The sequence below is a fragment of the Corallococcus sp. BB11-1 genome (assembly GCF_026626625.1).
Classification (GTDB): Bacteria; Myxococcota; Myxococcia; order Myxococcales; family Myxococcaceae; genus Corallococcus; species Corallococcus soli.
Map to the genome: position 1 here is coordinate 112,294 of NZ_JAPNJY010000007.1, position 19,467 is coordinate 131,760.

At 71.6% G+C, this 19,467-nt stretch carries 18 protein-coding genes and 1 tRNA gene; 11 read left to right on the forward strand and 8 right to left on the reverse strand.

All coding sequences use genetic code 11. From position 1 onward, the window contains the following. The first annotated feature begins 10 nt into the window (after positions 1–10). The 3 genes from OV207_RS07490 (at position 11) to OV207_RS07500 (ending at position 2,989) form a co-directional block, all read left to right on the forward strand. Positions 11–1,525, forward strand: coding sequence for a kelch repeat-containing protein (locus OV207_RS07490; protein WP_267553807.1), 1,515 nt, complete (start codon positions 11–13; stop codon positions 1,523–1,525). Between the two features lie 76 nt (positions 1,526–1,601). Beyond that, on the forward strand, positions 1,602–2,483 hold the full coding sequence (locus OV207_RS07495) for a DUF2381 family protein (RefSeq protein ID WP_267553808.1): 882 nt from the start codon (positions 1,602–1,604) through the stop codon (positions 2,481–2,483). Between the two features lie 11 nt (positions 2,484–2,494). After that, on the forward strand, positions 2,495–2,989 hold the full coding sequence (locus OV207_RS07500) for a serine/threonine protein kinase (RefSeq protein WP_267553809.1): 495 nt from the start codon (positions 2,495–2,497) through the stop codon (positions 2,987–2,989). Positions 2,990–3,053: 64 nt separating this feature from the next. On the opposite strand, the gene OV207_RS07505 is transcribed toward OV207_RS07500, so the two are convergent. Beyond that, positions 3,054–4,130, reverse strand: coding sequence for a cell envelope biogenesis protein TolA (locus tag OV207_RS07505; RefSeq protein WP_267553810.1), 1,077 nt, complete (start codon positions 4,128–4,130; stop codon positions 3,054–3,056). 226 nt (positions 4,131–4,356) lie between these two features. Here OV207_RS07505 and OV207_RS07510 point away from each other — a divergent pair, with 226 nt between their 5' ends. Then, positions 4,357–5,208: a 2-oxo acid dehydrogenase subunit E2 gene (locus tag OV207_RS07510; protein ID WP_267553811.1), complete on the forward strand. Its 852-nt coding sequence runs from the start codon at positions 4,357–4,359 to the stop codon at positions 5,206–5,208. Here OV207_RS07510 and OV207_RS07515 read toward each other — a convergent pair. Together OV207_RS07515 and OV207_RS07520 are read right to left on the reverse strand one after the other, a co-directional pair. Beyond that, positions 5,205–6,155 (reverse strand): zinc metalloprotease HtpX, encoded by a 951-nt coding sequence (locus tag OV207_RS07515; protein WP_267553813.1) that lies wholly within the window; start codon positions 6,153–6,155, stop codon positions 5,205–5,207. The two genes, OV207_RS07510 and OV207_RS07515, sit on opposite strands and share 4 nt — an antisense overlap. Before the next feature lie 160 nt (positions 6,156–6,315). Further along, positions 6,316–6,735 (reverse strand): hypothetical protein, encoded by a 420-nt coding sequence (locus OV207_RS07520; protein ID WP_324291507.1) that lies wholly within the window; start codon positions 6,733–6,735, stop codon positions 6,316–6,318. A 143-nt stretch (positions 6,736–6,878) separates the two neighbouring features. Between OV207_RS07520 and fni the strand changes: the two genes are divergently transcribed. The 5 genes from fni (at position 6,879) to OV207_RS07545 (ending at position 12,404) form a co-directional block, all read left to right on the forward strand. After that, positions 6,879–7,937, forward strand: coding sequence for a type 2 isopentenyl-diphosphate Delta-isomerase (gene fni, locus OV207_RS07525; RefSeq protein ID WP_267554404.1), 1,059 nt, complete (start codon positions 6,879–6,881; stop codon positions 7,935–7,937). A gap of 33 nt (positions 7,938–7,970) precedes the next feature. Continuing rightward, on the forward strand, positions 7,971–9,302 hold the full coding sequence (locus OV207_RS07530; RefSeq protein WP_267553815.1) for a hydroxymethylglutaryl-CoA reductase, degradative: 1,332 nt from the start codon (positions 7,971–7,973) through the stop codon (positions 9,300–9,302). Positions 9,303–9,391: 89 nt separating this feature from the next. Further along, positions 9,392–10,342: a mevalonate kinase gene (mvk, locus tag OV207_RS07535; RefSeq protein WP_267553816.1), complete on the forward strand. Its 951-nt coding sequence runs from the start codon at positions 9,392–9,394 to the stop codon at positions 10,340–10,342. After that, positions 10,339–11,325: a diphosphomevalonate decarboxylase gene (gene mvaD, locus OV207_RS07540; protein WP_267553818.1), complete on the forward strand. Its 987-nt coding sequence runs from the start codon at positions 10,339–10,341 to the stop codon at positions 11,323–11,325. Before mvk ends, mvaD begins: the two co-directional genes overlap by 4 nt. Beyond that, a complete protein-coding gene (locus OV207_RS07545; RefSeq protein WP_267553819.1) occupies positions 11,325–12,404 on the forward strand; it encodes a mevalonate kinase in 1,080 nt (359 codons plus the stop codon). The genes mvaD and OV207_RS07545 overlap by 1 nt, the downstream gene beginning before the upstream one ends. Before the next feature lie 38 nt (positions 12,405–12,442). On the opposite strand, the gene omp85 is transcribed toward OV207_RS07545, so the two are convergent. Next, positions 12,443–13,618, reverse strand: coding sequence for an Omp85 family outer membrane protein (omp85, locus tag OV207_RS07550; RefSeq protein WP_267553820.1), 1,176 nt, complete (start codon positions 13,616–13,618; stop codon positions 12,443–12,445). A gap of 267 nt (positions 13,619–13,885) precedes the next feature. Here omp85 and OV207_RS07555 point away from each other — a divergent pair, with 267 nt between their 5' ends. Continuing rightward, positions 13,886–15,364 carry an alkaline phosphatase family protein gene (locus tag OV207_RS07555; protein ID WP_420715188.1) on the forward strand — a complete coding sequence of 493 codons (1,479 nt, stop codon included), beginning with the start codon at positions 13,886–13,888 and terminating at the stop codon, positions 15,362–15,364. Positions 15,365–15,381: 17 nt separating this feature from the next. Continuing rightward, a complete protein-coding gene (locus tag OV207_RS07560; RefSeq protein WP_267553823.1) occupies positions 15,382–16,464 on the forward strand; it encodes a lysylphosphatidylglycerol synthase transmembrane domain-containing protein in 1,083 nt (360 codons plus the stop codon). Between the two features lie 69 nt (positions 16,465–16,533). On the opposite strand, the gene OV207_RS07565 is transcribed toward OV207_RS07560, so the two are convergent. The 4 genes from OV207_RS07565 to hscB form a co-directional block, all read right to left on the reverse strand. After that, positions 16,534–16,617: transfer RNA gene (locus OV207_RS07565), tRNA-Leu, on the reverse strand. A 71-nt stretch (positions 16,618–16,688) separates the two neighbouring features. After that, a complete protein-coding gene (locus OV207_RS07570; protein WP_193348049.1) occupies positions 16,689–17,066 on the reverse strand; it encodes a 2Fe-2S iron-sulfur cluster-binding protein in 378 nt (125 codons plus the stop codon). Between the two features lie 2 nt (positions 17,067–17,068). Next, positions 17,069–18,913: a Fe-S protein assembly chaperone HscA gene (gene hscA, locus OV207_RS07575; protein ID WP_267553826.1), complete on the reverse strand. Its 1,845-nt coding sequence runs from the start codon at positions 18,911–18,913 to the stop codon at positions 17,069–17,071. Next, positions 18,910–19,458, reverse strand: coding sequence for a Fe-S protein assembly co-chaperone HscB (gene hscB / locus OV207_RS07580; RefSeq protein ID WP_193348051.1), 549 nt, complete (start codon positions 19,456–19,458; stop codon positions 18,910–18,912). Before hscB ends, hscA begins: the two co-directional genes overlap by 4 nt. Between the last annotated feature and the right edge of the window lie 9 nt (positions 19,459–19,467).

Below are 19,467 nucleotides of genomic sequence, written 5' to 3' on the forward strand. Positions count from 1 at the left end.
CGTCCGGCGCATGTCCCCGCACCCCGTCTGCTCCACGCTCCTGGCCGCCCTGCTGGTCCTCTCCGCTGGCTGTGGGGAGAAGGAGGTCGCCCCCTCGCTGGACCTCGTCACCACCGCCTGCGCGGGCACGCCGCCCCTGGCGGGGGTGACGCACCTGCGCTTCCGCGTCACCGGGCCCGGGCTGGACACGCCCCGGGAGCGGGTGTCCACGGTGCGGTGGACGGCGCAGGATGTTCCGGCCATTCCGGCGGGCAGCGGGCGGGTGCTGGAGGTGCGGGCGTACGCGGGGGTTCCGGACCGGGGCGGCCAGCTGCGGTCGCTGGGCCGGACGGCGCCCTTCGACGTCGCGCAAGGGCAGGCGGCGTCGGTGCGCGTGTTCCTGAGGCGATTGGGGGAGTTCGCGCCGGTGAACCAGGCGGCGAGTCCTGACGCGTGCGCGCTGCCGCGTGAGCTCCGGGCGGGGCACACGGCGACGCCCCTGCCGGATGGCCGGGTGCTCTTCGCCGGGGGCTATGCGCCCGAGGCGGACGGCAGGCGGCCGGTGTCGGGGACGACGGAAGTGTTCGACCCGAAGGAGGGCACGTTCACACCCGGGCCGGACGTGGGTGCGCGGGCCTTCCACACCGCGTCGCTGCTGCCGGGCGGCAAGGTGCTGCTGACGGGGGGCGCGGAGACGCTGGACGTGCTGTCCCTGCAGCGCACGGCGCGCGTCATGGACGTGGCGTCGGGGGAGACGACCGCGTTGGAGCCGAAGGTGGCGCGCTACCAGCACGCGGCGGCGGTGGATGTGGAAGGGCACGTGCTGCTGGTGGGAGGGCGTTCGGCGGAGGGGCGCGGCGTCTTCACGATGGAAGGCTTCGATGCGGCTTCGGGGCGCTTCGTCGACGTGCCCGGCGAGATGCATCGCGTGGACGCGACGCTGGCGGTGCTGGGGGACGGGCGCACGATCCTGGTCGCGGGAGGCTCGGATGGGGTGCGTCCGGAGGCGAGCGTCCTGTCCTCCGGGTTCGATGGAGACACCTTCGTGTGGTTGCAGGCGGTGCCACCCCGGCTCCGGGTTCCCAGGGTGGGCGCCACCGTGGCGATGCTCGGTCGGACGGAGGATGGCCCCCGTCCGTTGTTGATCGGCGGCTTCGATGGCGTGGATCCGTTGAATGGGGCGCTGGCCGTGAGGGCGTCCGAGGTGTTGGAGAGCGTGATCCGGGTGAGCGATGGTCCGACGTTGTTGCCCCGGAGCAACGCGTGCGCGGTGTCGCTTCCGGACGGCCGGGTGGTGGTGCTGGGCGGGCGGGGGACCGACCCTGGCATTCCGCGCGCGACGGCGTGGGCGGAGCTGATCATCCCGGCGAAGGATGCCCAACCCAGCGTGCTGGGCCTGCCGCTCCTGCCGCAGCCGCTCGTGTGGCATTCGTGCACGGCGCTCCCGGATGGCTCGGTGCTCGTGGTGGGCGGCGTGGATGACAGCACCGGCGAGCCCCGGGCGCCCAGGGAGGCGCTGGTGGTGATGCCGCCTCCGCGCGACTGAGGTGGGCACGCTCCGGGCGGACTGTTAGCGTCCAGGTCCTATGGTGACCTGCCTACCTGCCCGGTTTGCCCTGGCCGTGCTCCTGCTGAGCGCGGCGGTGGAAGCGCGGGAGCCCGCGGTCCGCACGGTGCTGCTGTCGGAGCACCCCGAGGACTTCACGCCGAGCGTCTACGTGAAGGGCGCGGTCTCCACTGTCCTGCGCTTCGAGGCCCCCGTGGATCCGGCCAAGACCCGCATGCTGGCCTGGGAGGGCCGGTTCGAGCCGCTGTTGGTCGGTGGCCGCAAGGTGGTCGTGGAGCCACTCCGGGACCTGGGAGAGGACGAGGGCGTGCCCCTGCTCGTGACGCTCACGAACGGGCGGGAGATCCCGCTCCTCCTGAAGGCTCCTGGACAGGGCAGGCGGGCCGCGTTGGATCAACAGGTGAACGTGTTCGAGAACCAACAGCGCTACGAGGCGATGTACTCGGCGCTGATGGATTCACTCAAGAAGCAGCGGGTCCTGGTGGAGGAGAATGAGCGCCTGCGCCTGGAGGAGCGTTCCCCGGATCACGCGCTTGCGACGCTCCTGGCCAATGGTGAGGTGAAGGACACGCCCTTCAACCAGGGGCAGCGGTGGTTCCTCAAGGAGGAGGGGGCGGACGTCCTGGTCCAAGTGCTTACGAGCAGGACGGTGCCAAAGGTGGGGGTGCTTTTCACCGTGACCAATCATGGGAAGACCGCGTGGAGCTTGAAGGAGGTCCGGCTGTCCTCGGTTGCGGGCAGCAAGCCGAGACCGTTCGCCTTGCGCATGCAGCATGATGAGATCGCTCCGGGGGCCACCGGCCGCATCGCCATCATCGCGAACAACAGCGTCTTCCAATCACCTCAAGGCCTGGAGCAACTGGCGCTGGAGTTGTTCAGGTCCGACGGCCTGTCGCAGGCCTACCTCGTCCTGGAGTGGCGCCTCTTCAAGGAGTAGATCGATCTGACATGAACGCACCGCGCCCGTGGTCCCCTGTTGCCCTTGTGCTGGCCCTGTCATTGGGCTGCACCGCGACCCGTGGGGGCGTGGGCCTACGCGCGGATGGTACTCCCAAGCCTGAGGACTGTCCGGAGGAGGCGCTCCAAGCGATGCGGCTCCTTCGCTTGAACGTAGGGGACGGCTCCTGGGCTGAACTCGACATCAATCAGGACGACGTGAGATCCATCACGCTCTACGACGGACCCGTAGAGAGCACCCTGATCGACCACATGCGTCCGCTCGAGGCCTCCACCCGACTCTACGGGCGGGTCTGGACCGGAGGCCCACAGGTGGTCGTTCGTTACTACGAGGCGCAGCCGCCGGATGGTGGCGACAAGATTCCCATCTGCGCGGTGGCAAGACTTTCGAAGGGACAGCTCCGGAAGAAGCCCGAGTCCAAGCCGGGAACGGCCATCCTTGAATTCTCGAAGGCGGCGGTCGAAATCGTGGATTCCTTCCGCTGAAACACGAAGGCCCCGCGTCCCATGAAGGGAGGCGGGGCCTCGGTGCTTCAAGCCTCTACTTCGCTCAGGCGTTGGTCGGCGGGGCCTCGGAGGGCTTCGCCTCGCCCTCGGTGGAGGCCGGGGCGGCGGCCGTCTCCACGGGGGCGGCCTCGGTCGGCGTGGCCGGAGCGGCGGCGCGGGCCTCCGCTTCGGCGCGGGCGCGGGCGACCTCGTCGCTGCGCTGGTCGCTGGCGGCGACCTCGTCCGGGGTCAGCTCCGTGCGGTCGGCGAGCATGCCCGTCTTCTTCTCCAGGTCCTTGATGGCCCGGCGAAGCAGGTCGCGCTCCAGCAGCGTCCGGTTCAGGCGCTTCTCCAGGGCCTTGTACTTGTCCTTGCCCAGGTCTGCCTCGGACTTCGTCACGGCCAGGATGCGCGCCTGGGTGTCGGCGCGGCCCTTGATGCGGCGCAGCTCCTTCTCCAGCTCCACGGCGCGCAGGCGGTCCTTGTTCGCCGCCGTCTCCAGCCGGTCCATCTTCTCGCGGTCCGCGTCGTTCAGCTCGCGGTAGCGGCGCACGGGCTCGGCAGGGGCCACCGGCGTGGCCGGCACCGACACCGCCGCGCTCACCACGGGCTCGCTCGCGGGCGCGGCGATGAGGTCCGCCGACGCGGGGGCGGCGACCGCCACCGGCGCGGACGTCGTCGCCTGCACGGGGGCGGGGGCCTCACGGCGGCGGTTGCCACCGCGCGACTCGGCCTCGGCGCGCAGCTTGGCGTTCTCCGTCAGCGCGTGCGACAGCTCCTCGCGCGTCTGCGCGAGCTGGATGCTGGCGTTGCGCTCCACCTCGGCGCGGGCCTTGACCAGGTCCTGAGCACCCTTGTCGCCTTCCTTCTGGTCGAAGAGCTTGCGCTTCGTCTGCTTGAGCTGCTCCTTGACCTCCTGGAGCTGCGCGCGCTGTTCGTCCAGCTCCTTCTGCTTGCGCTGGACCTCCGACTCCGCCTTGGCGCGAGCCTTGGTCTCCGACTCCAGCTCCCCACGGAACGAGGGCGATGAGACCGACGGACGGTTCGCGGTACCGCCCGAAGCGCCGCCCTTGTCTCCGAAGAGCAGCAGGCCGAGCGTCACGGCGAAACCGATCGATACCAGGATGAGAGCAACGACCAAGGGAACAACCTCCACAGAAGGATGCAAAAAGCGGGGCAGCCTACCGCCGGGACATGGCGCGTCAAGGCTTCACTGGCAGACACATCCCGGGCTCCAGCCGCGCCGGCCGGGCCTCGAAGCCCCGCCTGCCGTGCGCCGCCCCTCGCCGGCACGGTCCTGGCGCGCGCCCCGGCGAATCCGTAAACAGGAGGCTGAAGGCGTCCTTCAGGGGAGTCCACGAAAGCCCATGGCGCACCTGGAGCTGAAGCCGAAGCGCGACGTGTCGAGCTTCCGCAAGCTCGCCATCGGCAGCTGGGCGACCGCGTACGACCCCACCGTCTACGGCACCTTGACGGTGCGCATGGACGCGGCGCTGGCGTACCTGGACGCCTTCCACCAGCGCACCGGTGTCCGCCTCACCCCCCTGCACCTGGTGCTCAAGGCCCTGGGCGAAGCGCTGCGCCGGTGCCCGGACGCCAACGCGCTGCTGCGCTTCCAGCGCATCTACCTGCGCCAGCACGTCACCCTGTGCGCGCTGGTGCCGGACGGAGACCCGTGCCGGCCCGGCCTCACGCCCGCGCGCATCCAGGACGTGGACCGCAAGAGCGTGCACGCCGTCGCGCTGGAGCTGGAGGCCGCAGTGGCGCGGGCGCGGGAAGGGCGCGACGCCGGGCTGGAGCGGGGCAGGGGACTGCTCCAGCGCGTCCCGTCGCTGCTCCTCCGCCGCTTCACGGGGCTGCTGTCGTTCCTGTCGTACACGCTGAACGTGGACCCCGGCTGGCTGGGGCTGCCAAGAGATCCGTTCGGCTCCGCGGTGGTCGTGGACGCGGGCACGCTGGGCCTGGACACCGCCTACCTGCCGCTCGCGCCGTTCACCCGCGTGCCCATCTTCCTCGCGCCCGGCGCGGTGCGGGAGGTGGCGGTGGTGGAGGACGGGAAGGTGGTGCCCGGCCGCGTGATGAGCCTCAACGCGTCCTTCGATCACCGCTTCATTGACGGCTACCACGCGGGCGTCATCGCCAACACGCTGCGCGAGCTGCTGGAGCACCCGGCCGACTTCTTCGACGCGCCGGCCGGGGCTCCTGAATCCGCCCGCTAGTACGCGTACTCCCAGCCGCCGCGCGCCCGGCCGCCAAGGCGTGCGCTCATCGCGCGCAGCCGGCGCACGCGCTCCGGGATGGGCGGGTGCGTGCTGAACAGCGACATCACCCCGCCGTGGTGCAGCGGGTTCACGATGAACAGATGCGACGTGGCGGGGGCCCGATCATACGGAATGGCCTCCGCGGCGCGCTCCATCTTCAAGAGGGCGCTGGCCAGCGCGTCCGGATCCCCGCACAGCTCCGCGCCCGTGGCGTCCGCGCCGTACTCGCGCGAGCGGCTCACCGCCAACTGCAGCAGCGTGGCCGCGATGGGCGCCACCAGCAGCAGGCCCAGGTTGGACATGGCCCCGGCGATGCCGCCGCCCTCCTCGTCGTCGCCGCGGCTGAGCATGCTGCCGCCGAACCAGAAGAGCATCTGCGCCGCGTAGCTGATGACGCCCGCGAGCGTGGCCGCCACCGTGCCGATGAGCGTGTCCCGGTTGCGCACGTGGCCAATCTCGTGCGCCAGCACGCCCTCCAGCTCGCGCCGGTCCAGGATGTCCACGATGCCCGCCGTCACCGCCACCGCCGCGTGGCTCGGGCTGCGGCCCGTGGCGAAGGCGTTGGGCTGCTGCGTGGGCAGCAGGTACACCTTCGGCTTCGGCATGCCCGCGCGGGCGGACAGGCGCTCCACCATCTCATGCAGCCACGGCGCCTGCTCATAGGGCAGGGGCTGCGCGCCATGGATGGCCAGCGCGATGCGGTCGCTGAACCAGTAGGAGCCGAAGTTCATCACCACCGCGAAGAGGCCCGCCATCGCGAGCCCCTGCGCGCCGCCCAGCCGCTGGCCGATGACGAGCACCAGCGCCGTCAACCCGGCCAGCAGGACGGTCGTCTTCAAAGCGTTGCCCAGCCGGTGCCACCCGCCGCCCTTGAGCGCCGGTGCGGCCGGTCCTCGGGATGTCATGTGGGGGTCACGCCGCGCCATGGTCCTCGTTCCGTGCCTTTCGTCCCGTCCAGAAGAGGGGGACCCACGAAACGTAAGCAGGCGCGGGGGGCCGTCAATGAAGGCGTCCCCGCGTCAACCCGGCGGCTTCCCGCTTCAGCGAGCGGATTTCCTCATTTCCTCAAAGGTAGAAACGATCCGTCACGCCCGCCGTACGCTGGAGGATGGCGCTCCAGCCCAGCCACACGTCGATGCCGCTGTCGCCCGCCTTCGGCTCGCCCCCCAGGGCACCGAGCGAGCCCGTGCAGCCGGCCACCGTGCAGAGCCCCGTCTCCCGGATGTGTTCCAGCAGGGCGCGCAGGGTGGGCATGCGGCGGGACTCGAAGCGGTCGGAGACGTCGTCGCGGCCGGTGAAGTCAGGCTCGTCCAGACGGTCCAGCAGGAAACGCTCCAGGGCCCACCAGAACAGGTACACCTCCGCGCGCCGCCCGGAGGCCACCGCCGCCGCCGCGATGGACAGCCCCTGGTGCACCCGGTCGTATTCGCCACTGTGCAGGAAGACGACGACCCTGGTGTCCGGCGCGCTCACGCACGGGCTCATACCGTCCAGAAGCCGTGCCGTCCATCCACCCGCGAGCGACGACCGACCGGGCCCTTTGTCTTGCACCCCGGCCCCGCCACTTGCTAGGAATCCCACGGAATTACACGTTTTTTGCAATGACAGAGCGGGCGGCCTTCCGGGACATGGGCGACGAGACGACAGCCAGGCGCAAGGATGCCCACCTCGACCTGTGCGCGACCGGCGACGTGGAGCCCGCGCAGAATTCGACCCTGCTGGAGCACGTCCACCTCATCCACTGCGCCATGCCGGAGATGGCGGCGGACGAGGTCGACCTGTCCACGCCCTTCCTGGGCAAGGCGCTGCGGGCGCCCCTCCTCGTCACCGGCATGACGGGCGGCACGGAGCGCGCGGGCGTCGTGAACCGCGACCTGGCGCTGCTCGCCGAACGGCACGGGCTGGCCTTCGGCGTGGGCAGCCAGCGCGCGATGGCGGAGGACACCTCGCGCACGGCCTCGTACGCGGTGCGCGACGTGGCGCCCACGGTGGTGCTGGTGGGCAACATCGGGCTGTACCAGGCGGTGGGCCTGGGCGTGGACGGCGTGCGGCGGCTGGCGGACGCCATTGGCGCGGACGGCATGGCGCTGCACCTCAACGCCGGCCAGGAGCTGACGCAGCCCGAGGGCGACCGGGACTTTCGGGGCGGCTACCAGGTGGTGGAGGCGCTGGCGCGGGCCTTCGGCGACCGGCTGCTGGTGAAGGAGACCGGGTGCGGCATCGGCCCGGACGTGGCGCGGCGGCTCGTGGAGCTGGGCGTGCGCAACGTGGACGTCTCCGGGCTGGGCGGCACGTCGTGGGTGCGCGTGGAGCAGCTGCGCGCGCACGGCTCCCAGGCGCAGGTGGGCGCGGAGTTCAGCGGCTGGGGCATCCCCACCGCGGCGGCCATCGCCAGCGTGCGCAAGGCGGTGGGCCCCCAGGCGCGGCTCGTCGCCAGCGGCGGGGTGCGGGGCGGGCTGGAGTGCGCGAAGGTGCTCGCGCTGGGCGCGGACCTGGCGGGCATGGCGCTGCCGCTGTTCCGGGCCCAGCAGCAGGGCGGGCTCGCGGGCGCGGAAGACGCGCTGAAGGTCATCCTGACGGCCCTGCGGCAGGCGCTGGTGCTGACGGGAAGCCGGAACGTCGCGGAGCTGCGGCAGCGGCCGCGCGTGGTGTCTGGAGCTTTGAAGGATTGGTTGGCGGCCCTGTGATGCACGGTGGCTCCCAGGTTGGGAAGGAACAACATGTCTGACACCGTGACGTCGCGGCTTTCCGGATTCCACAAGCTGCCCATGGAGGAGCGACTCGCTCAGATCGGGCGCATGTTCCGGCTGTCGGACGAGGAGCTGGGCCAGCTCCGCGGCGTGGGCACCCTGGAGCCCGTCCTGGCCAACCAGATGATCGAGAACGCGGTGGGCACCTTCTCCCTGCCGCTGGGGCTGGGGCTCAACCTCAACGTCAACGGGCGCGACTACATCGTGCCCATGGCGGTGGAGGAGCCCTCCGTCGTGGCGGCGGTGTCGTTCGCGTCGAAGATCGTCCGTGAGTCGGGCGGCTTCGTCGCGGAGGCCGACGAGTCGATGATGATCGGCCAGGTGCAGGTGTCGAACTACGGCGACCCCACCCTGGCCTCCCAGCGCATCCTGGACGCGAAGGAGCAGATCCTCGCCCTGGCGAACAGCTTCCACCCGGCGATGGTCGCCCGGGGCGGCGGCGCGCGGGACGTGGAGGTGCGCCTGCTGCCCGCGCCGGAGGGCCCGCGCGGCGAGCCGCTGCTCATCGTCCACATCCTCATCGACACGCAGGAGGCGATGGGCGCGAACCTCATCAACACCGTCGCCGAGGGTGTCGCGCCGCTGATCGAGCAGGTCACGGGCGGCCGGGTGTACCTGCGCATCCTGTCCAACCTGTCGGATCGCCGGCTGGCGCGCGCCACCTGCCGCATCCCGCTGCCGCTGCTGGCGGACTTCGACCTGCCGGGAGAGACGATCGCGGAGGGCATCGCCCAGGCGAGCCGCTTCGCGGAGGCGGACCCGTACCGCGCCGCCACGCACAACAAGGGCGTGATGAACGGCATCGACGCGGTGGCCATCGCCACCGGCCAGGACTGGCGCTCCATTGAAGCGGGCGCGCACGCGTTCGCCTGCCGCGGGGGCCAGTACCGGCCGCTGTCCACCTGGTACCTGGAGGAGGGGCACCTGGTGGGCCGCATCGAGCTGCCGCTGGCGCTGGGCACGGTGGGCGGTCCCATCAAGGTGCACCCGGGCGTGCAGGTGGCGCTCAAGCTGCTGCGCGTGTCGGGCGTGCGCGAGCTGTCCATGGTGTTCGCGGCGGTGGGGCTGGCGCAGAACTTCGCGGCGCTCCGGGCCCTGGGCTCGGTGGGCATCCAGAAGGGCCACATGGCCATGCACGCCCGCTGCGTCGCGGTGACGGCGGGCGCGCGCGGCGGTGACGTGGAGAAGGTCGCCAACCTCCTGGTGAAGGCCGGGCACGTGAAGGTGGAGAAGGCGAAGGAGATCCTCGCCAGCCTGATCCTCGAAACGCCCGGCGTCGCGGCCACCGTCACCAACGGCTGATTGCTCCCCCGCGCTCCAGCGCGGAGACCCTGGCGGGGCGGCGCGCTTGTAGAGTGCCCGCCCCCCTTCCTTGTCCGGTGCCCGGTCTCATGACTCCCGCTACGAACCCCCTGGTCGCCTTCGGTGCCGGCAAGGTCATCCTGCTGGGCGAGCACAGCGTGGTGTACGGCTACCCCGCGCTCGCGGGCCCCCTGAGCTTCGGCGTGACGGCGCGGGGCGTGCCCGCGCGCTCCTGCCAGTTGGACGTGCCGGCGACGGCGGACGCCGCGCAGAAGCGCCTCATGCGCAAGGCATTCACGCGGGCGGCCCGTCTGGTGGGCGAGCCGAAGGTGAAGGTGACGCTGGAGCCCCAATTGCCGCTGTCCGCGGGGCTGGGCAGCTCCGCGGCGCTGGCGGTGGCCCTGTCGCGCGTGCTGCTCCAGGCGGCGGGGCGGGCCCCGTCGCCCAAGGAGACGGCCCGGCTGGCGTGGGAGATGGAGCAGGAGTTCCACGGCACGCCGTCGGGCGTGGACCACACCACCAGCGCGGAGGAGAAGCTCATCCTCTACCGCCGGGTGCAGGGGCCCGCGGGCGTCGTCGGCCGGGCGCGCGAGGTGAAGAGTCCGCGCGCGCTGTCGGTGGTGGTGGCGCTGGCCGGAGCGCGCAGTCCCACGAAGGTGACGGTGGGCGCGCTGCGCGAGCGGCAGGCGCGGTGGCCGGAGCGCTACCGCCGGCTGTTCGCGCAGGTGGGGAGGCTCGTCACCGAGGCGTCGAAGGCGGTGGAGGCCGGCGACCTGGAGGGCCTGGGGGACGCGATGAACGTCAACCAGGGCCTGCTGGGCGCGCTGGGCCTGTCGTCTCCGGCGCTGGAGGACATGGTGTACCGGCTGCGCGGCATGGGCGCGCTGGGCGCCAAATTCACCGGGGCAGGGGGGGACGGCGGCGCCGTCATCGGCCTCTTCCTCGAACCCGGGCCCGTGGTCGCGAAGCTGACGCGCGACGGCGTGCGCTGCTTCGCCAGCCAGCTGGCGGGACCGCGGCCCCACGGAGACCGTTCATGAAAGCAACCGTCCGGGCGCATCCCAACATCGCCCTCGTGAAGTACTGGGGCAAGCGCGATGAGGCGCTCATCCTCCCGCACCAGTCCAGCCTGTCGCTCACGCTGGCGCCCATCCACGTGACGACCACCGTGGAGTTCGGCGCGGCGTCCGACCAGGTGGAGCTGCACGGCCACGCGGCGAAGGGCAGCGAGCGCGACCGCGTGCTGCGCCTGCTGGACGCCGTGCGCGTGCAGGCGGGCCGCGACCTGGGCCCCGCGAAGGTGGTGTCGCGCGGTGACTTCCCCATGGCGGCGGGCCTGGCCAGCAGCGCGGCGGGCTTCGCGGCGCTGGCGGTGGCGGGGCGCGCGGCGGCGGGACTCCCCTCCGACACGCGCGCCTCCAGCGTGCTCGCGCGGCGGGGCAGCGGCTCCGCGTGCCGCAGCGTGCAGGGCGGCTTCTGCGAGTGGATGCGCGGCGAGCGCGCGGACGGCGAGGACAGCTACGCCGTGCAGCGCTTCGACGCGGGGCACTGGTCGGACCTGCGCATGGTGGTGGCCATCGTCGACCGCGGCGAGAAGGAAGTGAAGTCGCGCGACGGCATGAAGGGCGCGGTGGAGACGAGCCCCTACTACGCGGCGTGGGTGAAGGACGCGGAGGCGGAGGTCCCCCGCGCTCGCGAGTTCATCGCGAAGAAGGACCTGCAGGCGCTGGGCGAACTGTGCGAGCGCAACGCGTGGCGCATGCACAGCACGTCGCTCGCGGCCGACCCGCCGCTCTGCTACCTGAGCCCGGCCACGCTGGGCCTCATCCTGAACCTGCGCGAGCAGCGCAAGAAGGGCGTGCCGGTGTGGTTCACGCTCGACGCCGGGCCCAACCCGGTGCTGCTGACGGACGCGGCGCACGAGGTGGCGGCGGAGGCCATGGCCCGCGCGTGCGGCGCGCTGGACGTGGTGCGCTGCGTGCCCGGTGGGGACGCGGCGCTGCTGACGGAGCACCTGTTCTGATGGAGCGCGCCCTCTCCGCGCCCGGCAAGCTGTTCGTCTCCGGCGAATACGCCGTGCTGTGGGGAGGCGTGTCGCGCGTGGCCGCGGTGGCGCCCCGCACGGCCGCCTACGTGCGCAGGCGGCAGGACTCGCGGGTGCACGTCTGCCTGGAGGAGGGGACGCTCCAGGGCCTCACCACGCCCCGGGGCGTGAAGTGGGAGCGCGACGTGCCGGCGGGGTTCTCCTTCGTGGCGCGCACGCTGGACGAAGCCCTGCGCGCGCATGGAAGGCCCAGCGTGGGGTTCGACGTCGCGGTGGCGCCGGGCGCGCTGGGCCCGGGCGGCCACAAGCTGGGCATTGGCGGCAGCGCCTCCGCGACGGTGCTCGCGGCGGAGGCCGCCCGCTTCATCCTGGAAGAGAAGTTCGACGTGCTGAAGCTCGCGCTCGTCGCGCACACGCTGGGGCAGGGCGGCAAGGGCAGCGGCGGCGACGTGGCCTCCAGCTTCGCGGGCGGCCTGTCCCGCTACCGGCGCTACGACGTGGGCGCGCTGACGGAGGCCGCCAACACCGGCCGCTTCCACGCGGCGCTCGCGGAGTCGCCGCCCGTGGACCTGTGGCGCATGCCCGCGCCCCGCGTGGCCATGCTCTACGCCTTCACCGGAGAGAGCGCGTCCACGAAGCTGCTCATCGCCCAGGTGGAGGCGAAGCTCGCGGAGGCCGGGCGCCAGTCGTTCGTGGAGCGCTCGGACGCGCTGGGCCACGCCATTGAAAACGGCCTGGGCGGCGGTGACTTCCGCGCCTTCACGGACGCGGTGAAGGCCCAGCACGCGTTGCTCCTGGAACTGGGTCCGCTGGAGACCGAAGGCATGCGCCGGGTGCTGGCCATCGCCGCGTCCTACGGCTGCGCGGGCAAGCTGTCCGGCGCGGGCGGCGGGGACGGGTGCATCCTCTTCGCCCCGGACGCGAGCGCCCGCGAGGAGCTGCGCCAGGGCCTGGAGTCGCGCGGCTTCCTCACGCTGACGCTGGACGTGGAGCCCGGCGTGCGCGGTGAGGCGCAGGCGGACCCGCGGCTCCGAGGCTGGGTGGACGCGCTCGTCTGACGACGCCGAAAAGCCCGGGCGAGCGTCCGGGCCGGCCGTTAGAACATGTGGCCGAACGTGATGTAGAAGCGCTGGCGGCCCGTCTCGGTGGAGCGCGCGTAGTCCATGCGCACCACGGCCGCGCGGCGCGAGAAGCGCAGGCCGCCGCCGATGCCCGGATGCCACTCGTGCCACTTGCCATCCGTCACGCCCGGGTGCCACACGCGGCCCAGGTCCAGGAACACCACCGCGCCCAGCTTGAGCTGCTGGCCGAAGACGGACATCTGCGCGGCCTGGAAGCGCAGCTCCGAATTGCTGAACGCCTTCACGTTGCCGGCGAAGCGGTTGCGCTCGATGCCGCGCACGCTGCTCATGCCGCCAATGCCCTCGGACACGTTGACGCCGCCCGTCGTCATCCACTCGAAGAACGGCACCTCGCCAAACAGCATGTCCAGCGTGAGCCGCTGCGCGAACACCAGCCTCGGCGACAGCCGGATGTAGCGGCGCTCGCTCAGCGTCACGCCCGCGTACTGGTAGCGGCTGAAGGTGGCCAGGCCCGACACGCGCAGCGCCACCTCCTCCACGCCGCCGGTCGTCGGGTCGGACTCGTCGTCGCGCGTGTCCCAGAGCGCGCCCGCGAGGATCTGCCCGCTGGTGCCGCCCTCGATGCCAATGGGCTTCTCCTGCGCGAGGATGGACGTCTCGTAGGGTGACACGCTGGTGTTGCGCCACGCGTAGCCCACGTAGGACTGGAACGGGTGCGTCTCACCGAAGGGCCGGCCGCGCAGGCGGACCCAGAGGCCCGGCGAGCCCTTGTCGTAGTTGTAGCGCTGGTCGTCCACGTCGCCGCGGAAGTCCGGGGCGGACAGGTTGCCCGCGCCGAAGAAGGGGCTGCTCTTCTCCTTGCGGTACTCCAGCCGGCCTTCCAACCGCAGGGGCCCCAGCAACTGCGGGCCGTCGTAGCGGACGTAATGATTCATGGCGCCGCGCGAGCTGAAGAAGACCTGCGCGGACAGGGCATGCGCGTACGGCGTCTTGCCGGGCGCGTACAGGTACATGCCGCCCACCGCGCCGTAGCCGAAGCCCTGGTCGGAGCTGAAGCTCACCAGGGGCAGGGCGATGCCGTCCATGGCCGGCGTCTTCTTCACGGGCAGGAGCCCGGGCGCGGTCCGGCCGGCCGCCACGGCGCTGAGGGACAGCAGGAGGAAGAACAGGAGGACGACAGGAGCCAGCATCGAAACCCCGTGAAGCCCCAGGGGGGCACATCGATTCCAGCCCGGGATCAGAAAGCGTTCTGCCCGCCTGCTCTCCAAGAGAGCACCACGGCCCCAGAAGCTCCTGTCCCCCTGAATGCCCATTTTGCCTCGCGGGATGGGGGAGCCGTCAACGTGCGCGAAAGTCTGAGTGAACTCGTCAGCGAGAATTCACGGAATTGGGCGAACAACCTTGTCCGGCGCATCGGGTCAAGCGTTCCGCCCGTTGCGGCGCGTCGCGCACGCAACGTGCTGCTGGTGCACCTGGACGGCGTGCCAAAGGCCCTGCTGGACGAGGCGATTGTCTCCGGGCGGATGCCCTTCGTGGGGCACCTCGTGCGCTCGGGAGCGTACCACCTGGAGAACGCCTTCTGGGGCGCCCCCACGTCCACGCCGTTCTTCCAGGCGGGGCTGCTCTATGGGCTCCAGCATCCGAACCTGCCGGGTTACAGCTGGTACGACCGCTCGCTCGGCCGCAAGGTCCAGATGAACACGCCGGGCGACGCGATGGCCATCGACGCGCGGCTCAGGGGCCACGGCCGCACCAGCCTGCTCGACCACGGCGGGCACACCTACTTCTCGCTCTTCCACGCGGGCGCCACCAACCGCATGTGCATGAGCACGCTGTCCAGCTTCAAGCTGATGGCGCGCTCGTTCGCATACGAGATGCAGGGCCTGGGCTCCGCGCGCACGCGCGGTGCGTGGGACTTCCTGCGCTCGTTCGGGATGGAGTCCCTGCAGGCGGTGCGCGAGGTGCGGCAGTGGTCGCGCTCCATCAACGACTGGCGCCACGAGCAGGGCTTCCTCCTGAGCCGCATCCTCCTGCAGCGGCTGGGCTGGAGCTTCGCGTACACCAAGTCCCTGGTGGACATGGTGCGCGGCGTGCCGCTCATCTACCTGGTGTACGGCAACTTCGACGAGGTGGCCCACCGGAGGGGGCCGCGCTCGGAGCTGGCGCTGGCGGAGCTGCACCGCGTGGACGCGTCGCTGGCGGAGCTGTTCGCCGTGGCCCGCGCCGCGCCGGAGCCCTACGACGTCATCCTCATCTCCGACCACGGCCACGTGGACAGCCTGCCACTGGAGCAGCGCCAGGGCCGGCGCCTGGAGGCGGTGCTCTTCCAGGGGGACACGCCGCCGCTGCGCGAGGACGTCCGGCGCGGCCTGCTCGACGGGCGCGAACCGCCGACGCCGGACACGTCCGCGCGCGAGCCCTTCGTCCCCGTGGTGGTGGAGGCCGGCAACTTCGCCCACGTCTACCTGAGCGGCCGTCCCGCGCCGCTGGAGGCCCGCGAGCTGCTCGCGCTGCATCCGCACGTTTTGGCGCGGGCCACGGAGAACCCGGACATCGGCATGGTGGCGATGCGCCGGGGCGCCGAGGCGGTGGTGGTGATGGGCGGGGGCGTGTACGGCCCGGCGGAGCTGGACCGCGCGCCCCTGTCGTCCGAGTACAGCCGTCGCGCCGTGGCGGACTTCCTCCATGGCCTGCCGCGCATGGAGACGGCGGGCGACCTGGTGCTCTTCGGAGAGGCCGTCCAGAAGGGCGGCACGGTGGGCTTCGCGTGGGAGTTCGGCTCGCACGGCGGCCTCACGCGGGTGGAGTCCGACAGCCTGGTGATGTGGCCCGCGAGCGGGCCGGTGGACCTGTCCGGCCTGAGCCACTGCGCGCGGCTGCACGAGCGGCTGGCGGAGGCCTACCTGGACGCTGGCGCGCCTCGCATCCTGCATTGAAACCCGAAGGGAGGACCATGCGGCTTCCCAACGCTGGTGGACGCACGTGGCTCAAGGTGCTGGGCGCCGTGGTGGGGCTCGGCTTGTCCGTGCTCCTGCTGTCCACGGCCTTCTTCAAGTGGAACCTGTCCGGGGGAGGGGCGCTGCTGACGCCCCGCTTCCCGCTGCGCCAGTTCCTCCTGGACCTGCCCGGGCACCTGGTGTGGCTGGTGCCCTTCCTGCTGCTCCAGGCGTCGCTCATCCCGCTGCGGGCGGTGCAGTGGCAGGCCACCCTGCGCAAGCCCATCCCGTTCCGGGAGCGCTACCACCTGGTGGGCATTGGCGTCTTCGTCCACAACGCGCTGCCAGGGAAGCTGGGCGAGGTGACACGCGCCTTCCTGCTGTCACGCACGCAGCACGTGCCCTTCATCCGGGGCCTGGGCTCCGTGGGCGTGTGCAAGCTGATGGAGTTCGCCTGCCTGATGCTGCTGGTGGCGCTGTCCTTCCTGGGCCCCTTCGGCACGACGATGGCCCACTTCCAGGGGCAGCTGAAGGTGGCCATCTCGCTGTGCGTCGGCCTGGTGGCCCTGGTGGTGCTCCTGGCCCACTGGGCGGCGCCCCTGGGGCGCTGGCTGCACAAGCGTCACAGCCTGCCGCGCGTGGAGAGCTTCCTCAGCCACGTGGGGGAGGGCCTGGGCACGGCGCGCTCCTTCAAGGGCATGGCGAAGGTGTTCTTCTTCTCCATCTTCCCGGTGTCCGCCTCCGCGCTGGCCTACGGCCTGGCGCTGCAGGGCATTGGCATCCCCGGGGGCCTCTTCGCGGGCGCGGTGGTGCTGGGCGCCATCTCCCTGGGGCAGGCGCTGCCGGGCGTGCCGGCGGGCATGGGCATCTACTACTTCGTCACGAGCTGGGCGGCGCGCTCCCTGGGCGCCAGCCCGGAGGCCGCGGCGGCCTTCGCCACGCTCACCCACCTGGGCACCGTGCTCAGCCAGGTGTCCGTGGGCGCGCTGTCCGTGCACCACAGCAAGCTGCGCATCCGGGACCTGCGCAAGGGCGGCCGGCTGGCCAACGCCGCCGCGCACCACGTCGCGCACGAGGCCGTGGAACCCGCGCCGCCCTGACGCTCCGGAGGGCCCGCGCCGGAAAACAAAAAGGGCCCCGACTTGTGGTCGGGGCCCTTCTTTACTTCATGCCCGGGAGAGGACTCGAACCTCCATGCCCTTGCAGGCGCTAGACCCTGAATCTAGTGTGTCTACCAATTCCACCACCCGGGCGGGCTGGCGCGGCGTTGCGACGGGCAGACGTATAAAGAACCTCTTCTGCCCGGTCAAGCCCCGTTTTTGGCCTACTTCCTCAGGGGCCATTTCCCTTCGGATTCGAGCTGCCGGCGGATGGCCGGGTTCTCATCCATGAAGGCGACCAGGGACTCCTCGGTGATCTCCACCGTGACGTCCTCCTGGGCCACTTCCGTCTGGCAGGAGAGGCGGGAATAGGGCCGCACGTCGAAGCCCATGTCCAGGCGGTCCATCTCGTCGTCCCGCTGCTCGCTCAGCGAGTCCAGCCCCTTGCGGATCCACACGTGGCAGGTGGAGCACCCGCACACGCCGCCGCAGCTGTGGCCCACCTGGGCCTCGCCCTTCTCCGCGGCGTCCAGCAGGGTGGTGCCCGGGGGCACGTCCACGACGACTTCCGCCAGGGGGCTCTTGAAGGTGACCTTGGGCACGGTCAGTACTCCTCCACGGAATGGCCGGACACCACCTGGGTGATGGCGCGGTTCATGACCCGTTCGATGAAGGCCCGGGAGGCTTCGTCCAGCGCGTGGAGCGCCTCCTTCACGGCCAGGTAGTCCTTGCCCTTCGCCGCCTCCCGGACGTGGGCCATGGCGGCCTGGATGGCCTCCGGCTCGCCGGCCTCCAGCAGGGCCGCGTTCTCGCGCAGCTGGCGGTCGGCCTCCGTGAGGACGCGCTCGGCCTCCACCTGCTGCTCGCGCACCTGGCGGGCCTGGATGTCGTCCTCCGCGTAGTCGATGGAGTCGAGCAGCATCTGCTCTATCTCCTCGTCCGACAGGCCGTGGCTGGGCTTGACGGTGATGGTCTGCGCGACGCCGGTGCTCTGCTCCTTCGCGGTGACGGACAGGATGCCGTCCGCGTCCACCTGGAAGCGCACCTCCACCCGGGCCAGGCCCGCCGCCAGGGGCGGGATGCCGGAGAGCGTGAAGCGCGCGAGGCTGCGGTTGTCCTGCACCAGCTCCCGCTCGCCCTGCACCACGTGCACGTCCAGGCCCGTCTGGCCGTCCTTGAACGTGGTGAACACCTGCGCCGCCGCGGTGGGGATGGTGGAGTTGCGCGGGATCAGCTTCTCCGCGATGCCGCCCATCGTCTCCAGGCCCAGCGACAGGGGCAGCACGTCCAGCAGCAGCACCTCGTCCTGGCGGTTGCTGTCGGTGAGCAGGCTGGCCTGCACCGCCGCGCCCAGGGCCACGACCTGATCCGGATCGATGTCGCCCAGGGGTTCGCGGCCGAACAGCTCCGCCACGAAGCGGCGCACCGCCGGCACGCGCGTGGAGCCGCCCACCAGGATGACGCCGTCCAGCTCCCCGGCCCCCACGCCCGCGTCCTTCAGGGCCCGGCGGCACACCATGCCCGTCTTCTGCACGAGCGGCTGGATCCACGCCTCGAAGTCCGCGCGCGTGAGCGGCTGCGAGTGCCCGCCCACGCTGAGCGTCACCTCCGCCGCGTCCGTCAGGGCCTCCTTCGCCTTGCGCGCCGCGGCCATGGCTTCCGCGATCTGCGAGGGGGTGGGGGACGTGGCGCCCATCGCCTGGAGCACGCGCTCCGCGATGGCGCGGTCGAAGTCGTCCCCGCCCAGGGCGGAGTCGCCGCCGGTGGACTTCACCTCGAAGACGCCGTCCTCCAGCTTGAGGATGGAGATGTCGAAGGTGCCCCCGCCCAGGTCATAGACGGCGAAGCTGCCCTGGCTGCCCTTGTCCAGGCCGTAGGCCAGCGCCGCGGCGGTGGGCTCGTTGAGCAGCCGCAGCACCTCCAGGCCCGCGAGCTTGCCCGCGTCCCGGGTGGCCTGCCGCTGGGCGTCGTCGAAGTAGGCGGGCACGGTGATGACGGCCTGCTCCACCTTGCCGGAGAAGTGCGCCTCCGCCCGGCGCTTCAGCGCGCGCAGGATCTCCCCGGACACTTCGATGGGCGTCACCGGCTGGCCGCCGGCCACGTCGAAGCGCACCACCTGCGAGCCGGGGACGAAGCGGTAGGCCCCCAGCTTGCGCGTCTCCGCGTCATCCGGGCCCCGGCCCATGAAGCGCTTCACCGACGCGATGGTGTCCGTGGGCGCCCCGGCCGCGAGCGCCCGGGCGCGCGCGCCCACCACCACGCCGCCGTCCTTGCCGTAGTGCACGACCGAGGGCAGCAGCAGCGAGTCCCCGTCGTCCACCGGGACGCAGCGCGGCTTGCCCTGGGCCACGGACGCCACCAGCGAGTGGGTGGTGCCCAGGTCGATGCCCACCGCATGCCCCTTGGGCTTGAGCGGGTCGTGGATCTGCATGAAGCCGTTGTTGCTCACGCGAGCACCTCCTCCTCGAACGCGTCCACCTGCTCGAGGAAGCGCGTGAAGTAGCGCACCCGCCCCAGCGCGTGCGATGCCTTTCTCACCCCGTCGGGTGAATCCCCGGCGCCCTCCAGCCCCTGGAGCGCGGCCACGGCCTCCGCCAGCGCCGCCTGCTTCCTTGCCGCGACGTCCTTCGCCATGGCCTGGGCCTTGGGCAGGTCCTTCGCCGCGATGGCGTCGTCCAGGTCCTCGCGCAGGGTCATGACTTCCTCCAGGAACGCCAGGGGCATGTCCTTCTGCGCGCCGGCGTCCTCGCGGTCCAGGTCGATGCCGTGGAGCTTCAGCAGGTAGAAGGCCCGGCGCACCGGGTCCTTGAGCGTCTTGTAGGCCTCGTTGAGGGCGGTGGTGCCCTCCAGGGCCTGGAGCCGCTCCCTGGCGCTGCCCTGGGCCACGCGGTCCGGGTGCAGCTGGAGCGACAGCTCCCGGAACTGCTTCTCCAGGGCCGGCACGTCCACGGCGTGGGAGCGGGGCAGCCCGAACACGTCGAAGTGGGTCCTCACGGTGGGGAA

What these genes read in the sequence shown, in the direction of transcription:
- OV207_RS07510 (WP_267553811.1), top strand. Translation starts at nt 4,357, where the DNA reads ATGGCGCACCTGGAGCTGAAGCCGAAGCGCGACGTGTCGAGCTTCCGC.
- fni (WP_267554404.1), top strand. Translation starts at nt 6,879, where the DNA reads ATGGGCGACGAGACGACAGCCAGGCGCAAGGATGCCCACCTCGACCTG.
- OV207_RS07490 (WP_267553807.1), top strand. Translation starts at nt 11, where the DNA reads ATGTCCCCGCACCCCGTCTGCTCCACGCTCCTGGCCGCCCTGCTGGTC.
- mvk (WP_267553816.1), top strand. Translation starts at nt 9,392, where the DNA reads ATGACTCCCGCTACGAACCCCCTGGTCGCCTTCGGTGCCGGCAAGGTC.
- mvaD (WP_267553818.1), top strand. Translation starts at nt 10,339, where the DNA reads ATGAAAGCAACCGTCCGGGCGCATCCCAACATCGCCCTCGTGAAGTAC.
- OV207_RS07530 (WP_267553815.1), top strand. Translation starts at nt 7,971, where the DNA reads ATGTCTGACACCGTGACGTCGCGGCTTTCCGGATTCCACAAGCTGCCC.
- OV207_RS07500 (WP_267553809.1), top strand. Translation starts at nt 2,495, where the DNA reads ATGAACGCACCGCGCCCGTGGTCCCCTGTTGCCCTTGTGCTGGCCCTG.
- OV207_RS07545 (WP_267553819.1), top strand. Translation starts at nt 11,325, where the DNA reads ATGGAGCGCGCCCTCTCCGCGCCCGGCAAGCTGTTCGTCTCCGGCGAA.
- OV207_RS07515 (WP_267553813.1), bottom strand. Translation starts at nt 6,155, where the DNA reads ATGACATCCCGAGGACCGGCCGCACCGGCGCTCAAGGGCGGCGGGTGG.
- OV207_RS07520 (WP_324291507.1), bottom strand. Translation starts at nt 6,735, where the DNA reads ATGAGCCCGTGCGTGAGCGCGCCGGACACCAGGGTCGTCGTCTTCCTG.
- OV207_RS07560 (WP_267553823.1), top strand. Translation starts at nt 15,382, where the DNA reads ATGCGGCTTCCCAACGCTGGTGGACGCACGTGGCTCAAGGTGCTGGGC.
- omp85 (WP_267553820.1), bottom strand. Translation starts at nt 13,618, where the DNA reads ATGCTGGCTCCTGTCGTCCTCCTGTTCTTCCTCCTGCTGTCCCTCAGC.